10 protein-coding genes are annotated in these 15,837 nt (G+C 66.7%); 6 read left to right on the top strand and 4 right to left on the bottom strand.

The window, feature by feature from the left end; translation table 11 throughout:
- Nucleotides 1-47: 47 nt before the first annotated feature.
- Nucleotides 48-1,949 carry an FAD-binding monooxygenase gene (locus GGR43_RS06925; RefSeq protein ID WP_188071242.1) on the top strand — a complete coding sequence of 634 codons (1,902 nt, stop codon included), beginning with the start codon at nucleotides 48-50 and terminating at the stop codon, nucleotides 1,947-1,949.
- Nucleotides 1,950-2,075: 126 nt separating this feature from the next.
- On the top strand, nucleotides 2,076-2,387 hold the full coding sequence (locus tag GGR43_RS06920) for a DUF6771 family protein (RefSeq protein ID WP_188071515.1): 312 nt from the start codon (nucleotides 2,076-2,078) through the stop codon (nucleotides 2,385-2,387).
- A 109-nt stretch (nucleotides 2,388-2,496) separates the two neighbouring features.
- On the opposite strand, the gene GGR43_RS06915 is transcribed toward GGR43_RS06920, so the two are convergent.
- Nucleotides 2,497-3,618 carry a Ros/MucR family transcriptional regulator gene (locus GGR43_RS06915; RefSeq protein WP_188071241.1) on the bottom strand — a complete coding sequence of 374 codons (1,122 nt, stop codon included), beginning with the start codon at nucleotides 3,616-3,618 and terminating at the stop codon, nucleotides 2,497-2,499.
- Nucleotides 3,619-4,074: 456 nt separating this feature from the next.
- On the opposite strand from GGR43_RS06915, the gene GGR43_RS06910 reads away from it, so the two are divergent.
- Entirely contained in the window at nucleotides 4,075-4,620 is a 546-nt protein-coding gene (locus GGR43_RS06910) for a hypothetical protein (protein WP_188071240.1), read from the top strand.
- A 314-nt stretch (nucleotides 4,621-4,934) separates the two neighbouring features.
- On the opposite strand, the gene GGR43_RS06905 is transcribed toward GGR43_RS06910, so the two are convergent.
- From GGR43_RS06905 to GGR43_RS06895, 3 genes are all read right to left on the bottom strand, one after another.
- Nucleotides 4,935-7,118 (bottom strand): TonB-dependent receptor, encoded by a 2,184-nt coding sequence (locus GGR43_RS06905; RefSeq protein WP_188071239.1) that lies wholly within the window; start codon nucleotides 7,116-7,118, stop codon nucleotides 4,935-4,937.
- 61 nt (nucleotides 7,119-7,179) lie between these two features.
- Nucleotides 7,180-8,418 (bottom strand): serine hydrolase domain-containing protein, encoded by a 1,239-nt coding sequence (locus GGR43_RS06900; RefSeq protein ID WP_188071238.1) that lies wholly within the window; start codon nucleotides 8,416-8,418, stop codon nucleotides 7,180-7,182.
- A 351-nt stretch (nucleotides 8,419-8,769) separates the two neighbouring features.
- Entirely contained in the window at nucleotides 8,770-9,924 is a 1,155-nt protein-coding gene (locus tag GGR43_RS06895) for a PAS domain-containing protein (protein WP_188071237.1), read from the bottom strand.
- Between the two features lie 202 nt (nucleotides 9,925-10,126).
- On the opposite strand from GGR43_RS06895, the gene GGR43_RS06890 reads away from it, so the two are divergent.
- The 3 genes from GGR43_RS06890 (at nucleotide 10,127) to GGR43_RS06880 (ending at nucleotide 15,670) form a co-directional block, all read left to right on the top strand.
- Entirely contained in the window at nucleotides 10,127-11,104 is a 978-nt protein-coding gene (locus tag GGR43_RS06890; RefSeq protein ID WP_188071236.1) for a helix-turn-helix domain-containing protein, read from the top strand.
- Between the two features lie 154 nt (nucleotides 11,105-11,258).
- A complete protein-coding gene (locus GGR43_RS06885; protein WP_223177334.1) occupies nucleotides 11,259-14,174 on the top strand; it encodes a TonB-dependent receptor domain-containing protein in 2,916 nt (971 codons plus the stop codon).
- Nucleotides 14,174-15,670, top strand: coding sequence for an MmgE/PrpD family protein (locus tag GGR43_RS06880; RefSeq protein ID WP_188071234.1), 1,497 nt, complete (start codon nucleotides 14,174-14,176; stop codon nucleotides 15,668-15,670). Before GGR43_RS06885 ends, GGR43_RS06880 begins: the two co-directional genes overlap by 1 nt.
- Nucleotides 15,671-15,837: the final 167 nt, after the last annotated feature.

The raw sequence follows: 15,837 nt of genomic DNA, 5'->3' as shown, positions 1-15,837 counted from the left end.
CGCCAAAGCCTGCAAATGCCAAAATCCGCAAATGATGGAGAAGCCTGATGCAATTTCATTCCAACGGGTTCCGTACCGGCGATCCCGACCTCCAGCCCGCCTCGCCGCGCGGCGAGGCACGGGCGCATGAGGCGGGTCCGCCCGCCGAGGTCGATGTGCTGATCGTGGGCTGCGGCCCGGCCGGCCTGACGCTGGCCGCCCAGCTCGCCGCCTTTCCGGAGATCGAAACCTGCATCGTCGAGCAGAAGCCGGGGCCGCTCGAACTGGGGCAGGCCGATGGCGTGGCCTGCCGCACGGTGGAGATGTTCAACGCCTTCGGCTTTGCCGAGCGGGTGCTGCGCGAGGCCTATTGGGTCAACGAGACGAGCTTCTGGCGCACCGACGCGGACCCGGCCAAGGGCATTTTCCGCGGCGGCCGCGTGCAGGATACCGAGGACGGCCTGTCCGAATTCCCGCATGTCATCATCAATCAGGCGCGCGTCCATCAATTCTATCTGGACGTGATGCGCCAGTCCCCCAACCGGATGGAGCCGTGGTACGGCCGCAGGCTGGTCGACCTGCATATCGATCCCGCCGCCGACCGCCCGGTCACCGCGCGCTTCGAGGTCGATCTGCCGGGCGGCGGCGTGGCGAGCGAGACGGTGCGGGCGCGCTACGCGGTCGGCTGCGACGGCGCGCGCAGCGCGGTGCGGGCCTCGCTCGGCCTGAAGCTGGAAGGGGATTCGGCCAATCAGGCCTGGGGCGTGATGGACGTGCTGGCCGTTACCGATTTCCCGGATATCCGGCTCAAATCCGTCATCAACTCGGCCAATGGCGGCAGCGTCGTCCTCATTCCGCGCGAAGGGGGCCATCTCGTCCGCATCTATGTGGAAATGGACAAGCTGGGCGAGCATGAGCGGGTGACGGCGCGGAACATCACCGTGGACGACGTGATCGCCGCCGCCAACCGGGTGTTCCACCCCTATCATATCGATGTGAAGGAAGTGGCCTGGTGGTCGGTCTACGAGATCGGCCAGCGCCTCTGCCACCGGTTCGACGACGTGCCGGAGGAAGAGGCCGGAACGCGCCTGCCCCATGTGTTCATCGCGGGCGACGCCTGCCACACGCACAGCCCGAAGGCCGGGCAGGGCATGAACGTGTCGATGCAGGACAGCTTCAACCTGGGCTGGAAGCTCGCGGCGGTGCTGAGGGGGCAGGCCGAGCCGAAGCTGCTGCGGACCTATTCGGAGGAACGGCGCGCGATCGCCAAGGAACTGATCGACTTCGACCGCGAATGGGCGGCGTTGCTGAGCGCCGCGACGAAGCAGGTCGACGCGGCCGAGGTCCAGTCCTATTTCGTGCGGCACGGCCATTATACGGCGGGAACGGCTACCCGCTACCTGCCTTCGACGCTGACCGGCAGGGGCGAGCACCAGCATCTCGCCACCGGCTTCCCGATCGGCAAGCGGTTCCATTCCGCGCCGGTGATCCGCCTTGCCGATGCGAAGCCGATGCAGCTGGGCCATGCCGCCCGCGCCGACGGGCGCTGGCGCCTGTACCTGTTCGCGCGGGCGGGGGATGCGGAGGCATCGCTGGCGAGCATCGCGCCGCTCTGCCGCCGTCTGGCCGAGGATCCCGCCTCGCCGCTGCGGCGCTATGCGCCGGAGGGGGCGGACGTGGATGCCGTCATCGATGTCCGCGCGGTGTTACCGGTGCCGCATCGCACCTTCGATATCGCCACCCTGCCGGAGCTGCTGCTGCCCGCGACGGGGCGGCTGGGCCTGCGCGATTACGAGAAAGCCTTCTGCACCGATCCGCGCGCCGACATCTATGCGATGCGGGGCGTGGACGCGGCCGAAGGCTGCGCGATCCTCGTGAGGCCGGACCAATATGTCAGCCAGATAGTGCCGCTCGACGCCTTCGACGAACTATCGGCCTTTTTCGCGGACATATTGATACCGGCGGCCTGAGGTCGCCGGACAAAACGAGCCCCGCCGGAGCGAACTCTACGGCGGGGCCAAGGTTCAGGGAGGTGTCACTAAGGGGGAAGTGACAAGACATATCTAGGCGGCGCCGATCCATTTTCAATATGGAACATGAAGATTGATCCGAAAACGGATCTTGTTGAACGGAAAAGCGAATATTCGCATCAGTTCGGCGCGAAAAATCACGCGGGCGGCGCGCCGGGGCCATCCATGGTTGCATGCGCGGGGCCGAACCCCCATAGACCGGTTATGACCATAGCTCTTCAGACCATCATTCAGAGCGTGCTGGAACGGGCCCCGCACTGGATACGCCATGACTTCGCGTCGAAGGACGCCTCCGTCCGGCAGCGGGCGGAAGAAACGCTGGCGGCGATGATCGCCAACGCGCTGGAAGGCGACGGCCGGGCCGGCGACCACGGCTGAACGCCGGGCGCGCGGGCGCTCAGGACCGGCAACTTTTCGGGATTGCCGGGATGGTCGGCCGGAATGGCGGCCCCCGGAATGATCCGGAAGGCCGCCGATATCCGAAAGCTCAGGCCTTTTCGGCGGCCGGTGCCGGGGCCTTGCTCCCGCTTGCCGCGGAAGCGGAGGGGGACGCCCTGTCTGCCGTCTTGTCTTCCTTCGGGATCTTCAGGCTCAGCTTCTTGCGCGCGGCTTTGGGCGCGGCGGCCTTGCTGGCCTTGGCGGCGTCCGGCTTGGGGGCCTTCGCGCCGCCATCGGCCTTCGCCTTGCCCGATGCCTTGGCGGCCGGCGCGGGGGCGCTGGCCATGAGGGTGCTGGCTTTGGGCGCACTGGCTTTCGGCGCGCTCGCCTTGGGCGGGGCGGATTTCTTCGCGGCGGGCTGCTTCGCCGCCTTGGCGGAGGGCGCCGCCTTGGCCATGCTCGAAGCGCGATCGGCCTGCCGGGCCGGAGCCGCCTTCTCCGCCGTCGCGGCGGCTTGCGGCTTGGCGGCCTGAGCTGCGGGCGCCGGAGTGGAAGCGGCGGGCCTGGGCGCCTGCTGCGGCGCGGCGGATGCCTTGGTCGGGGCAGCGGCGGGCTTCTTCGCGGCAGGCGCGGCGTTCACCGCCTTGGCAGCTGTAGCGCCGGGCTTGCGAGCGGCGGGCTTTTTCGCGGGCTGGGCAGGGGCCTTCTCCACCGCTTTCGCGGCAGGGGCGGGATTGGAGGCGGGCTTCGCGGCGGGCGCGGGCCTGACGGCCTTGCGCTCGACCGGCTTTGCAGCGGGCGCCTTCACCGCCTGCTGCGGCGCGGCCGGTTCGGCGGGCTTGGCCGTATGGCCCAGACCCATGCGGCGCGCCACGTCCCGGCGCAGTTCGGCATAGGCGGGCGCGACCAGCGGATAGCTTTCGGGCAGGCCGTAGCGCGCGCGATATTGTTCGGGGCTCAGCCCATGATGGGCGAGATGCCGCCGCAGCATCTTATAGGGCCGCCCGTCGATCAGGCTGATGATATGCTCCCTGGAGGCAAGGCTGTCCTCCACGCTGACGGCGGGCTTGAATTCCGGCTCGGACCCTCCGGCCCCATCGCCGACAAGGGCGGCCCGCGTCGACTGGATAAGCGTGGCAAGGTCCCCGCTGTCGACTTTGTTGTTGGCGACATAGGCGCTCAACAACTGGACAGTCAAAGTCGTGTAATCGGGTTGCTCGATCTCGGCCATGGTTCATCCTTCGACAGCGCAATGGGTGCCCATCATCGACACGGGGTGAGGGCGATCAGGCGGATCTACTGCCTTGTTCCGCGCGATAAGTCAAAGACTGTAAGAGTTTTCGGGCGATAATCAGTCCTCGAACGGGACGGTCTTTGCCGGTGAGGAAGAATTTGGCCAGTCCCGACAGACATTTGCAATGCAGGAGGGCCGGGATCCGTCGCGGCCGACCATTGCCCGTAGTGACACTTTACCGGGAGGGGTAAAGTGTCACTATTGTCGCGGAAGGAACCAGACTCCATCCTCGCCGCCATCCGCCTTGCCACAGGCGCTTCCGGCCTTATCGGGCGTTTGCAACGATCCCGCGCACCCGGCCCGCCGCTCAGGGTAAAGTGTCATGTACGGAAAAAACGACAGGCGGTGAATTTGGGGGATTCACAGGGAATCCGGATTTGCTAGATTCCCCATATGTTCCACCAACCCGATCTTTTCGAACAGAGCAAGCAGGCGGCATCGACGCTGGACAGGACGGCGCTGGACATGGCCGGGCTGATCGAGAGGATTTCCAACGTCTCGACCCGGCCCCGCTATGCGTTCATGGTGCTGACGCTGATCGCCAAGGCGGCGGGGAAGGGGCAGCAGGTCGGCCCCTATGTGGTCGAGGGGAACAGGCATATACCGGTCCGTGACTGGTTGAGCGACGCGCTGATCCCGCTGGCCCAGCGGGACCGGCGGCGGCATGCGATCATCGAGACGGTGCAGGCGGAGCTGAGCGCGAAGGGGGAGTTGCCGGAGGACCCGGCGCTGGCCGAAGGCGCGGTCGAGCAGGAGGTGCGCAACCGCGTCCGCCGCTCGGCCCGGTGCAATGTCAGCCGCGCGGTGTCCGATCTGGTGAAGGCGGGGCTGCTGCGCCGCCATTATCAGGGCTACCGCGTCGACCATCATAATCGCGGCGCGCAGCGGCAGGCGGTCTATACCCTTGCTTCAGGAGTGCGGCGCGCCTTGCCGAATTGAGTATCTGCGGGTCCGGCCGCCGAGGGCCGGGTTGCAGTGAGGACTGACATAGCCCACGCGTCAGTTTGAACTCGTTTCAGCATCCATCAAGCCCAACAGACCGTTGGCCGATCCGGCGAAACGGACCCTGAGCCGAAGGCCAGCGCAGCTAACCAGGTTCAGGGCGACGGTAAAGGCAAGGTCAGCTTTCAGCCCAAAACGATCGTCCACTCGGACCATCGGTAAAAAGGGCGGGGAAGGGGTGACCCCTTCCTCCCTGTCGTCGGGAAGACAGGGCCGGGGCCGGGCGAACCCGCCCCCGCCGCCCGGCCTTTTTAGAAATCGATCGCGGCACGCAGCCCATATTCGCGTGGGGCGCCGTAGAATTCGTTGCTGCCGAACTGCCCGCTGACATAGCGCCTGTTGGTAAGGTTGGTGCCATAGGCCTCCAGCCGCCATTGCTCCAGTTGCAGGGTCAGCAGCGCCGACAGCAGCGTGCGGGACGGCAACCGGTCGCTGACCGGCGAATAGCCGAGATAGGTATATTGCGCGCCCACATAGGAGAGGTTGACGCGCGGCGTCAGCGTCGCTCCGCCCAGGTCGATGCGATAGTCCACGCCGATATTGTAGGTCCATTCCGGCGCGTAGAGATTGGGGCCGTTGCCGGTCGTCTGGATATAGGGCGCATAGTCGAAGCAGACCGGCGGGCTGGACGGCGTGCCCGCCGGGCATTGCGGTCCCAGCGTGCCGCCGGGCAGGTTGCGCGTGTTGACGAAGGTGACGCTCGCCAGCTTCGAATCGACATAGGCGACGCTGCCGTCCAGCCCCAGCCCGCCGAAACGCGCCTGCATCTGCGCCTCGAACCCCTTGATCGTGACCGAGGAGATATTCTCCACGCCGTTGAAGCCGGTGCTCGGTTCTATGACGTTGAACTGGAAGTTCGAGTAGCGGTTGTAGAAGGCGTTGATCTGCGTGCGAATCTTCCGGTCGAGGAAGCTCGACTTCCAGCCGATTTCATAGCTGGTGACGGTTTCCGGGTCGAATTCCGAAGTCGTGGAACTGAAGCCGCCCGGCTTGTACCCGCGCGCGACGAAACCGTAGAGCAGGTTGTCGCCGTCGACCTTCCAGTTGATCGCCGCCTTGCCGGTGAAGCGGGAATCCTTGTGCGATCCCGACAGGTCGGACACGGGCAGGCCGTCGGGCGGGAAGCCCGGAATGCCCCGGCCGATGCGCACCTCGCCCGATCCGGTCGCCTTGTAGGTGGAATAGCGCCCGCCGATCTGCACCTCGACGCCCGGCGACACCTCGTAATTGCCCTGCGCGAACAGGCCGGTGGTGGTTCGCTGGTTGTCCGGCGTTATGTCGGTCGGGAAGCCGCCCTGCACTTCGTAGATGCGCACCGTGATGTCGTTGCGCTGGAAATAGCCGCCCAATATCCAGTCGAACGGGCCGTCGGTCGGCGAAATGATGTTGATTTCCTGGCTATACTGCTTTTCCCCGGCGAAATAATCCTGCGTTACGTCGCCGCCCGCCGCCAGGGGCGCCTGGGATCCGTCGACGTCGTAGAGGTTCTTGATCCGCTTGTTCTGATAGCCGGAGAGCGAGCGCAGCGTGATGCCGCCCGCCAGTTCCTTGCGCAGCTCCAGGCTGGCCATGAAGGCGAGGTCGCGATTGCCGGTCAGCGCATCGAAGCTGAGCGTGCGGATGTCGCCCACGCGATAATTGCCGTACAGCGCACCCGGTATCGGGCGATAGGCATAGCCGCCGGTGTCGCGGTCGTTGATCTGCACCTTGGCGATCGCCTGAAAGCCCTCCGGCTTCCACATCAGCGTGATGCGGCCGCCCTTTTCGTTGAGCTTGCCCGCCTTGTTCGCGAACGGGCCGATATCGGTGAAATAGCTGTCATGCGCGCGATAGAAACCCGCGACGCGCACGCCCAGCTCCTCGTTCATCGGCAGGTTGAGCGCGCCTTCCAGAGCGACATTGTCGTAATTGCCGTAGCCCGCCTGCGCATAGCCGCCGACGCCGCCGTCGAGATCCGGGTTGCGGCTGTTGATGAAGATCGCGCCGCCGGTCGAGTTGCTGCCCACCAGCGTACCCTGCGGCCCGCGCAGCACCTCTATGCCCGCAAGGTCGTAGAAGCTGTTGGCCTGCACGATCGGCGGCTGGAACAGCCCATCCACATAGGTCGCGACCCCGGCGGTGACATTGGGAGAATCGCTGGCAAGGCCGATGCCGCGGATGTTGACGTTCTGGATGATGCCGCCGTCGGAGATGGAGAGCGCAGGCGTGGCCGTCTGAAGGTCGGCGAGCGACGTCACCGCCTTGGCGGCGAGACCCGCCCCGTCGAGCGCGGTGGCGGAGATGGGGACGTCCTGCAACCGCTCGGTGCGGCGCTGGGCGGTGACGATGATGTCGCCCAGCCCGTCTTCCTGCGGGGCCTGCTGCGCCATCGCCGGAGCGGCGAGGCACAGCGCGATGGCGGTGGCGGCGAGCCTGTGGATATGAGCCGTTTTCATATGATCCTCCCTGTTCTGTCCATGCGTCCGATTGCCGTTCGACGGCGGGCGCGGCCGTCCGTCAGCGCGGCGTCCATTGCGAGGCGGCGGCGAGAAAGGCCGCGGTTTCCTCGGACACGGTCTGGTCCTCCGGCGGGAAATAGCTCAGCTTCACCACCACGGTGCGGGTCGAGGGATCGACGAATACATATTGCCCCTGAAGGCCGATGGCCGAATAGGCGGGGCCGCCGGGCATGGTCCACCACTGGAACCCGTATCCGCCCCGCTTGCCGTCCTCGGCGCCGGCGGGCGCGGTGGAAAGCTTCACCCAGTCCTCGGAAACCACACGGCGGCCATTGGCGACGCCCCCGTCCAGCATCATCTGGCCGAAGCGGGCGAAGTCGCGCAGCGTCGCGTTGAAGCCCGCACCGCTGAACTCGCGCCCGACGCCGGGCGGGCCGTCCATGATGTAGAAGCCGTCCGCCTCCGCGCCCAGCGGCTCCCACAGATGCTGCGCGGTATAGGCGGCGACGGTGGTGCCCGACACGCGCTCGATCAGCCAGCCGAGCACGGCGGTGTCGATTGTCTTGTACTGGAACACCTCGCCGGGCTTGTGCACGCGGCCGATGGTGCGCGCGGCGTCGGCGAAGCGGGCGACATTCTTCACCAGCGCGGCGATATGGTTGCGCGCCGCCGTGCCGGGCTTGTCGAAATCATAGCGTTCCTCATAATCGACGCCGGAGCGCATCTGGAGGATCTGGCGGATGGTGACGCCCGCATAGCCGCCGTCCTTCAGCTCGGGCAGGTAGCGCTCGATCGGATCGTCGAGCGACCTGATGCGCCCCTCGGCCAGCGCGGCGCCGACCAGCACCGAGGTGATCGACTTGGTCATCGACCAGGCCATGAAGCGGGTGCGCTCGTCACTGGCGTTGCGATAGATCTCGCTGACGATGCGCCCGTCCTTCATCACCAGCAGCGCGTTGGTGTAGCTGCGCTCCAGAAACTCCTCGGCCTTGTAGGTCTTGCCCGCGAAGCTGTAGGTGAAGTCCATCGCCTTCTCGGTCTTGGGCAGATGCCACACCGCGCCCGACCGGGGCACGGAGCGCGTCGTGAACAGCGTGTCCATGCTGCGGAACATCAGGCTGTTGACCCGCCCGTCCAGCATCATCCAGCGCAGATTCTGCACCGCCACCGGCACGTCGGAGGCGGGCGCGCCCTGCAACGGGGCGGGCAGCGCCTGCTGCGCCAGCGCCGCCGGGGCCGGGGCGAGGGCGGAGGCCGCCAGCAAGGCGGAAAGGAGGATCGTCGGCTGTTTCTTCATCTGGCACCTGCTCCTGATACCGGCGCAGGCGGGCGATGCGGGACCAGCCCTTTCCTCCCCCTGCGACCGGCTGTGTTGACCGGTTGCGCCGGGCCGCGCGCTTCGCGGTTCCCGGCCTCGTCACCCCGTCTTAGGGAGCGGAAGGAAAGGGCGCATATCCCATTTGGTATATAGGCGCGGGTGTTGGGGGACGGCAGGCACCAAAGGCGGGGTTGGGGGCGGGGAACGAATGTCCCAAACCCGTTCGGGCTGAGCTTGTCGAGGGATTCAGGGCGAACGGTTCTCTTATGGTGGGGAATTGGGAGAAACCGGCCACCATCCAGATTCGATTGGCTACCCTATTCCAGACCGCTACCCCGTCAGGGGAGTCCGCATCAGCGTCTGGGCGCTGATCGATCCGCACAGCTGGCGCACCATATTGGCCTGCCGGTCCGCCTGCATCTTCGCCAGCACCTGCTTCATCTGGATGCGGGCGGTGCCGATGCTCACCCCGCGCTGGCGGGAATAGTCGGCCAGCGACAGTCCCTGCGCGATCGCGGCGGCAAGGCGCGCCTCGGCCGGGGACAGATCGAACAGCGCGGCGATATCCCCGGCGGAGAAATCCGGCGCGCGCGAAGGCTCGGACATCAGCAGCGCCAGCATCGCCCCCGGCGTTTCCGGCACGCCCGCGGGCGGCGCGAATTGGCCCGGCACGGCCATGACCTGCAGCGGATTGTCCTCACGCCGCCCCACCACCGTCAGCCATTGGCCGGATGGTCCCCCGGCGAGCGCCTCCCTCACCAGTTCGCGCAGCTCCGCCCCGTCCTCCGCCCGGACGCAGCGCAACTGCCCCCCGGCCAGCGTCACGTGGACGGAGCGGCCGATCATCGCGCGGGCCGCCTCGTTCATCCAGTGGACGCGCAGGTCGCGATTGCAGAACGCGACGCCGGTTCTCAGCTGGTCGATCGCGTCGTGCAGCATCCGGTTGCTGGCGGCGAAGCCCGATATCTTCATGAAGAGCCGGGCCGCCTGCTGCACATGGGGCAGCAGCGCGCGCAGCAGCGCTTCCTCTTCCTCGCCGAAATCGCGATCGTCCCCTTCCTTGCGGTGCAGGATGAGCGAGAAATGATGATGCCGCGAGAGCGGCAGCACCGCGCAGATCGCCTGCCCCAGCCCGGCGAGCTTCAGCTTCTGTTGCAGGTCCGAAAAGCGGCTGTGGCTGCGCAGCCGGTAATCGGTGTCGCGCACGATCATCGCGCTGTCGGCCCGCTCCAGCAGGTCCTTGCCGAGGCGCGGATTGTCGGCATTGTTGAGGAAGGTGTCGTGCCGGTCCGCCTGCATCTGGGAGAAGGTGTCGCGCATCTGCCAGCGGCAATGATATTGCCGGGGGCCTTCCTCCAATATCTGGACCACGGCGTTGCCCGCGCCCAGGCGGCGGCCGATCTGGTCGAGCACCGGCACCCAGCGGCCCTCATCCTCCGCCGTGGCGTAGATTTCCGGCAGGATCGCGTCATCCAGCGCCATCATGCACCATCCCCTCTCTGTGCCGGCATCATCGCCGATCTTCTGCGGGCCAATGCTGCACGATTCAGTCCGATTAGGGAAGAGGGCAGGCGCGCGGGTAGAAAGCCGCGACGTTCCTCGGTTGACCCGGCATTCCAGTCGCCTACTATAAATGGCGTTGAGGCACGCCACGGCAGAGGGCGCGCCGCAAGAGGAGTGCAAAGGGATGGGCAATATCGCGCAGGTCGATATGCGCGACCTCAGCCCCAACGAACGGCTCGTGCGTTGGGGGGAGGTAATCAGTTCTGGGCGCAACAGGGTATCGGTGCAGACCGACGACAGCCTCGCCTTTTCCGGCACCATCAGCGTCGGGACGCTGGGGCCGGTGCGGATGCTGCGCGTGGAGGCCGGGCCGCACCGGCTGGAACGCCCGCCCGGCAATGGCGGGCCGGAGATCATCCCTATCCTGATCCAGGCGCGCGGTGCGGCGGTCATGAGCCAGGACGGCATGGACGTGCACCTGACGCCGGGCTGCTGGACCGCCTGGACGGCCAACCGCGCGCATGCGATCACCAGCCTTACCGATGTGGAACAATATGCGGTACTGGTCCCCGCGCCATGGCTGGGCCTGCGCCCGCATGAGATCCGCGCGATGTGCGGGCGCGCCTATGGCGGCCAGCCTGGGCTGGCCAATTTGGTGTTCCATTATATCTTCCAGCTGTTCCAGCAATATGAGGGGCTCGACACCTCGGTGCATTCCGACATGGCCGACATCATCGGCCATCTGGTGCGGCTGGCGATGAACGAGGCGCAGATGCAGCGGCAGCCGGTGCCGATGCGCGACACGCTGCGCGGCCGCGTCATCGACTATGTGCGCCACCGCCTGCGCGACCCCGATCTTTCGATCGACGCGATCGCCGAAAAATTCGGCTGCACCAAGCGCCATCTCCACAAGGTCTTCAGCGACGAGGCGGTGACGCTCAGCCAGTTCATCTGGCAGGAACGGCTGGAACGCTGCCGCGAGGCGCTGGTCGACCCGGCCCATGGCGGAAAGTCGGTAACGGAGATAGCCTTCATGTGGGGCTTCAACAACTCCAGCCATTTCAGCAAGATATTCAAGGATCGCTTCGGCATGCCGCCTGGCCAATGGCGCCTGACCGCGCTGGCCGGGCGGGACGTGGCGCTGCCGGCGCCGCTGTCCTGAACCATGAGGCGCGAGGGACCGGTGGCCCGGCCACCGTTCCCTTTCATGGCATCCGGCAGTTCCCCGCCATAAATGCGGCCCGTTCCCGCCGGCCTATGCTGTTCTCCTGATTTCAAGTCGAAGAGCGTCGTCAGAGCGCCGAGGGGAGAATAGCATGATTTCTGATAGTTCCGGTCTTTTGAAACTGGCGGGCATGCGCGCGCTGCATATGGTCGGCGTCTCGCTGCTGGCGCTGGCGCCCGCCCATGCGCAGGACGGCTCAGGCGCAGCGGGGACGGGGGCGGCGGAAGAGGCCGCGGCGCCCTCCGGCGGCGACATCGTCGTCACCGCCTCCCGCGTCAACCGAGAGGGCTATAACGCGCCCACCCCGACCACCATCGTCGGCGCCGACGCGCTGGCCGCACGCGGGGAAACCAATATCGGCGCGCTGCTGAACGAGCTGCCCGCGTTCAAGGCGTCCACCTCCGCCACCACCAACGGCGTGCGCTCGATCATGCCCGGCAGCGTCTATGCCGACCTGCGCGGCCTGGGACAGACACGGACGCTGGTGCTGGTGGACGGCAACCGCTTCGTGCCGCAGATCACCACCGGGCTGGGCACCTATCAGGTCGACCTCAACCAGGTGCCCTCGCTGATGGTCGAGCGGACCGAGATCGTCACCGGCGGCGCCTCGGCCCAATGGGGATCGGACGCGGTCGCGGGCGTGGTCAACATCATGCTGCGCAAGCGGTTCGAGGGGCTGGAGGCGGAAATCCAGCATGGCTTCTCCGAACTTGGGGACAATAAGGAATTGCGTCTCGGCCTGGTCGGCGGCTTCCGCATCGGCGACAGGGCGCACCTGACGGTCGGCATCGACTATGTCGACAACAAGGGGGTGAAGGACGTCTTCACCCGTGACTGGGGGCGCAAGGGCTATGGCATCCTCATCAACCCCTGTCCGCTGGCCGCTGCCGTTTCGGCCTCTTGCCCGACCGGCGGCAACGGGCAGGCGCAACAGCTGATCGTTCCCGACGTCCGCTTCTCGACCGCGACGCCGGGCGGCATGATCAACAATGTCAGCGGCCCCGCCGCCGCGCTGCGCGGCATAACCTTCGGGCCGGGCGGCACGATCGGCCGTTTCGGCTATGGAGATTATGCCGGGTCGCAATATATGCAGGGCGGCGGCAGCAATGCGCTCATCAACATCAACGACGGGGTCTATATAAAACCCGCCGGGCGCCGCCAGATCGCCTATGGCCGGTTCGATTACGACGTCGCCGACGCCGTGTCCTTCCACGCCGAGCTGTCGCACGCCTGGTCGCGGGGACAGAGCCAGACGCTGCCGCCCCGCAACGAGCAGGCGAACCCGATCGTGGTGCGGCTCGACAATCCGTTCATTCCCGATGCGCTGCGGACCGTCATCGACACCTATAACGCGGCCAATCCGGCCAGCCCGATCACCAGCTTCAACGTCGGCCGCTACAGCACCGACATCGGCCGGGGTCGCAGCGAGGTGACCAACAAGACCACGCGGGCCGTCGCCGGGTTCGACGGCGAGCTGGACGGCGGCTGGAACTGGAGCGCCAATTACATCCACGGCCGCAACGATTACCGCCAGCAGGTCGAGAACAACCGGATTCTGGCGAATTTCAACTATGCCGCCGACGTGACGACCGACGCGAACGGCGTGCCGGTCTGCCGCGGGGTGCTGAACGGCGTCGCGGCGGCGGCGGGATGCGTGCCGCTCAACATATTCGGGGTGGGCGCGCCGAGCGCCGATGCGATCGATTATGTCACCGGCACGCTGTACAGCCGTACGCTCTATGTGCAGAACGCGGCCAATTTCAACGTGACGGGGGAGCCTTTCTCCACCTGGGCAGGGCCGGTGTCGCTGGCCTTCGGCGTCGAATGGCGGCATGAGAAACAGCGCACCTCGGTCGATCCCATCGCGGAGGCGGCGGGCTATGAAACCACCAATGCGCGCTCGCTGCGGGGCAGCTTCTCCGTCAAGGAGGCCTATGTCGAGACGGTGGTGCCGGTCGCGCGCGACATGGCGTTCGCGCAATCGCTCGATCTCAACGGCGCGGTGCGCGTGGCCGACTACAGCACGGCCGCCGGGACGCAGGTGACGTGGAAGGCGGGCGCGACCTGGAACCCGGTCGACGACATATTGGTCCGCGTGGCGCGCTCGCGCGATATCCGCGCGCCCAACATCTTCGAAATGGTCACGCCGCCGGTCAGCACCATCCGCAACCTCGCCTTCGCCAACGGCGTGGACGGCGGCCCGGCGGGCAATTTGCCGACACAGCAACTGATCGGCGGCAACCCGGACCTGAAGCCGGAAAAGGCGGACACCTTCACCGCCGGGGTCGCGCTGACGCCGCGCGCCGTGCCGGGCCTGTCGCTGTCGGTCGATTACTACAACATCACGGTGAAGGATGCGATCGTCGCCCTCAACAGCGACATCGTGACCAACAGCTGCGCGGTCAACAACGATCCCTATTTCTGCTCCTTCATCTCGCGGGCGCCGGCGGGATCGGCGGCCACCTACATATTGGACACGCCCTATCAGAATCTGGCCAAGCAGCAGCGCACGGGCCTGGATTTCAGCGCCACCTATCGCCTGCCGCTGGAGAATATCGCTTCCAGCCTCGACGGCGCGCTGACCTTGCGGGTCGCGGCGAACCACGTCATCCACTATCGCGAGGATGCGGTCGGCACCGGTTATATCGAGCGCGCGGGCGAGACGTCCGCGTCCGGTTCACCGCGCTGGTTCACCAACAGCTCGCTGTCGCTGGACGTCGGCCCGGCCTTTGCCATGCTCCAGATGCGGACGATCAGCGCGGGCAAATATAACAAGCTGTTCGTCGAAGGCGTGAATATCAACGAGAACGATGTGGAAGGCCGAACCTATTTCGACCTGTCGGGCTCCTACAAGCTGACGTCCCGATTTCAGCTGTTCGCGGCGGTCGACAATCTGTTCGATCGCGATCCGCCCATGGCCCCGGCGAACTTCGCCTTCCCCACCAGTCCGATCTATTTCGACATGATCGGGCGCAGCTTCCGCCTTGGCCTGCGGGTGAAGATGTGATGGTGGACCGGCGGATGCTGCTCGCATTGGCCGGAACACTTCCCCTGCTCTGGCCGGGCGGGGTGGCGGGGCGGACGGCGGATGACGCCGCCCGCCCCGGCGCGCGTCCGGCGCCGGGGGGCGTGACCGCCGCCATCGCCGACTGGGCGCGGCAGCTGCGCTATGAGGATCTGCCCGCCGCCGTGGTGCATGAGGCGCGGCGCTATCTGCTCGACGCGCTGGGCTGCGCGATCGCGGGGTGGAACAGCGACAAGGGCCGCATCGCGGCCGGCGCGATGCAGGGCCTGGGCGGCCAGGGGGAGGCCGCGCTACTGGGAACCGGCGACCGTCTTCCCGCGCCCGCCGCCGCCTTCGCCAATGCGGAGTTGATGAACGCGCTCGATCATGATGCGATACCGCATGTGCCGCCCGTCACCCTGCCCGCGCTGATGGCGGTGGCGGAACGCGAAAGGCTTTCCGGGCGGGCGCTGATAACCGGGATCGTCGTCGCCCATGAAATCGCCGTGCGGCTGAGCGCAGCGTCGAGCCAGATGATCTCCTCCCTGATCGAAACGGGGGAAACGCCCGATATATTCGGCATCAACCATGAGGGGATCATTGCCGCCGCCGCCGCCATCGGCGCGATGCTGGGGTTCGACCCGGACCGGATGAGCCATGCCATCGGCCTTGCGGGCTATTATTGCCCGCCGCAGGGCAGCCACAACTGGGAAACCCTCTCGCCCAAGACGCATGTCAAATATACACCGGTCGGCTGGATCTGCCAGGGCGCGGTGACGGCCGCGTTGCTCGCGGGGCAGGGCTTCACCGCCAATCCTGCGATCTTCGACGGTCCGGCTGCCTTCCCGCAATTCTACGGCTGGGCGGGGTGGAAGCCGGAGGTGGCAATGTCGGGCTATGGCGAGAGCTGGCGCATCCTGTCGATCGACTACAAGCCCCACGCCGCCTGCCGCTTCACCCATAGCCAGATCGACTGCATGCAGCGGCTGGTCGCCCGCCACCGCGTTGCCCCGCAGGATATCGAGGCGATCGAGACGCTGGGCGTCCCCTTCGTCGCCAACCCCGACCCGCTCAACGTCCGCACGCAGGAGGACGGGCAATTCTCGACACCCTATGTCGTCGCCCTCGCCGCGCACGGCATTCCGCTCGACGCCCATGCCTATGACGCGCGGTTCCTCCGGGACCCGGCGATCCGGGCGACGATGGCGCGCATCCGCTGGGGCGTGCACCCGGATGCGACGGCGGCGAAGAAGCAGGACCGCCGGTCCTATATCGCGCGGGTAACGGTCAGGATGAAGGACGGCCGCGTGTTGACCGAGGAGGCGCTGTTCCCCCGCGGCGTTGGCAGCCTGCCGGAGCATCGGCTGAGCGATCGGGAACTGGAAGCGAAGTTCCTCGCCAATGCGCGGCTGCGGCTGACCGAAGCGGAGGCGCGGCGGCTGGCGGACCGGCTGTGGACGCTCGACCGGATCGACGACGTCGCGGGGTTGACGGGCTGAACGGGTTGCGGCCGATGGCAGGCGGGTCGGGGTGGACGACTGTTTTCGGCTGATAGCTGACATGGCCAGCCAAGCAGATGGTGAGCACACGGAGACGCGGAGAGGGATCGCGCCGCAGGCTCTTTGCCTCCATGCCACCTTGGTTCCAGTTGCCAGCATGAGCAGCA

The sequence above is a fragment of the Sphingobium jiangsuense genome (assembly GCF_014196495.1).
GTDB classification, from domain to species: Bacteria; Pseudomonadota; Alphaproteobacteria; order Sphingomonadales; family Sphingomonadaceae; genus Sphingobium; species Sphingobium jiangsuense.
This window is presented reverse-complemented; position numbering and strand designations above follow the sequence as displayed.